This is a genomic window from Streptomyces sp. NPDC054794 (genome assembly GCF_053611585.1).
On the sequence record NZ_JBSHAQ010000137.1, the window covers coordinates 1 to 2,229 of the forward strand.

General features: G+C 70.3%; 1 protein-coding gene. It reads right to left on the bottom strand.

All coding sequences use genetic code 11. From position 1 onward, the window contains the following. Positions 1-1,940: ATP-binding protein (locus tag ACWGKT_RS48390; protein ID WP_453278805.1), on the bottom strand; the 1,940-nt coding region annotated here is incomplete at its 3' end. Positions 1,941-2,229 lie beyond the last annotated feature (289 nt).

Sequence of the window (2,229 nt, forward strand, 5' to 3'; positions counted from 1 at the left end):
TCCACGATGTGAGCCACGGCCAGGTCCCGGTGCCGGCGGTAGGTGCTGAAGGACAGGTGCAGCGATTGGGCCACGCGCTCCTGCGGGCCCGCCGGGTGCAAAAAGGTGCGGTCGAGCACCTCGAACAGGCCGCGGCGGTCGGCCCGCAACGGCTCGGCGGCCATGGCGAGGAGCTCGTGGAGTCCCGCCGTAGATGACCGCACGACCCGCGATCGCATCAGCGGATTGCGCCGCAGCGCCTGCGGCGCGTGCAGATCGCGCAGCGCCGCGCGGATCGACTCGGCGAACTCGGTTTGGGATAGGACGAGTTCGGCCGACTGCTCCTGCGCCGGCCGGGCCGGGGCACCCACCTCGCGGGCCGCGGTGAGTTCGAGCCACTCGGTGAGACCGGAGCGTCGCCAGTCGTGGACGAAGACCGGGTAGGTGGTCTCCCCGATCGTGTACGCCGCCTCGGCTGCCGGCCAGAAGTCCAGATAGCCGAGTGTCGGCTCCCACAGTCCGGCATCCGCGTACGCCCCCACCAACGTCCAGGCGGAGTGGTCACGCGTGAGGATGTCGAGGATCTGGCACACGGCGAACAGGGTCAGTGACGGCGATGAGGCCTGCCCACGGTCACGGTCGAGGAAGAACCGCCAGGCCCGTACGTGCTCGCCAGGGCGTGCCGCGCCGTGCTGCTGGGTGTACTGCCACATGCTGTCGACGCCCGGATCCACCCCGACGTCCTCGGCGCGCAGGTCGAGGCAGGCGCCGAACCCCTGTGGCTCCCCGTCCGGCCCGCGAAAGACCCGGAAGGCTCCGGGCCGGCGCCGTATCCAGTGCGCCACCAGCTCGGCCTGTTCCGCCCCCTGAGCGCGGGTCGTCATCTCGACGATCGGGGCCGTGTCTTGCGGCCGCAGTACATCGATGTGGTGGTCGACGGGCCGGGCGGCCGCGACGTATGCGGCGAGCCTGGTCCGCGGGCAGGTCACGACGATGGCGTCGGCCAGGAGCCGTTGTTGCTCGCGTGGGTCCGGCGCCGAGCGGATCCGTGCGACCAAGTCGGCCCGCACTTGGGTGTGCACCTCGGCGTAACGCTTCGGGTCGCGCCACCGCAGGTCGGCATCAAGGATGTCGCGGACCGTGTCGTGCAGGAACAGGCCGTACGGACCCTCCTCGACGAACGACACCGTGCGCAGCCAGGTGAACAGCTCCCCGGCGTTGTCGCCGAGCACGGATCGCAGGACGTTCTCGGTGATGACGTTGGCGTGCGCGCAGACTTCCAGCGCCAGCCGATGGCGCGGCTCCGGCACCTCGTCCAGGGTGCGGGTCAGCAAACCGCGTACCACGTCGGGCAGGTCTCCGAGTGTGCGTGGCGGAACGCCACCGCCTCGCCGCACCGCGTCGACGAGCATGGACAGGGTGAGTGGGTGGCCGTGGCTGATGTCGAGCAGGTGCTCGTGGAACTCGGCGGGGACGTTCTGCCGCGCCAGGTAGGCGCGGCCGTCATGCGGCGCGAGGTTGCGCAGCGCGACGACCCGGACCAGCTCGCGCCAGGCGGGATCGGCCAGCCACCGCGACGAGGGCGGTCGCCGTGCCGCGATGACCACGACCGCGTCGGCGGGCAGCGCGGGCAGGAACTCCTCCCGTACCCAGTCGTCGATGGGGGCGAGCAGCTCGTAGGTGTCGAGCAGCAGCACCGTCCGGCCGCTGATGGAGTGCGCCTGAAGGGAACCTGGGACCGGCGGCACATCGCGGCCGTCGATTGTGATCGGATCGGCGCCCGCGGTCACGGCGACATCGGCCAGCACGTCCAGCAATGCGCTCTTGCCGATGCCGCCAGGACCGTGAAGAAAAAGCACGCCGCCTGCGCCCAGCATCGACCGGAACAGCTCGATCTCACCGGTGCGCCCTGCAAAGGCACGCCGCCGTAGCTCATTCAGCCGTTGCCTGATGATCGTCACACCGCGACACTACCCATCATCGAACAGCACGTGCTGGCAGCCATGGCAGCGAACGGCACACGGGCAACACCGCGCCCAGAGCCCGGTGACCACGTCGGCGGATCTGCGGAAGGGGCGGCGCTCGCCTCGGCTGACCGCCGCCTCTGCCCTCATGGCGCCCTCAGTCCGTCGACGAGCCTGGTCGTCGGCCGACCGAGGAGCCGGGAAAGATCGTCGCTGACACGCGCGAACGCCCCCGCAGCGACGGTCTCGTCGAGATTCCCCAAGAAGCTCGCCAATTCTCCTTGGG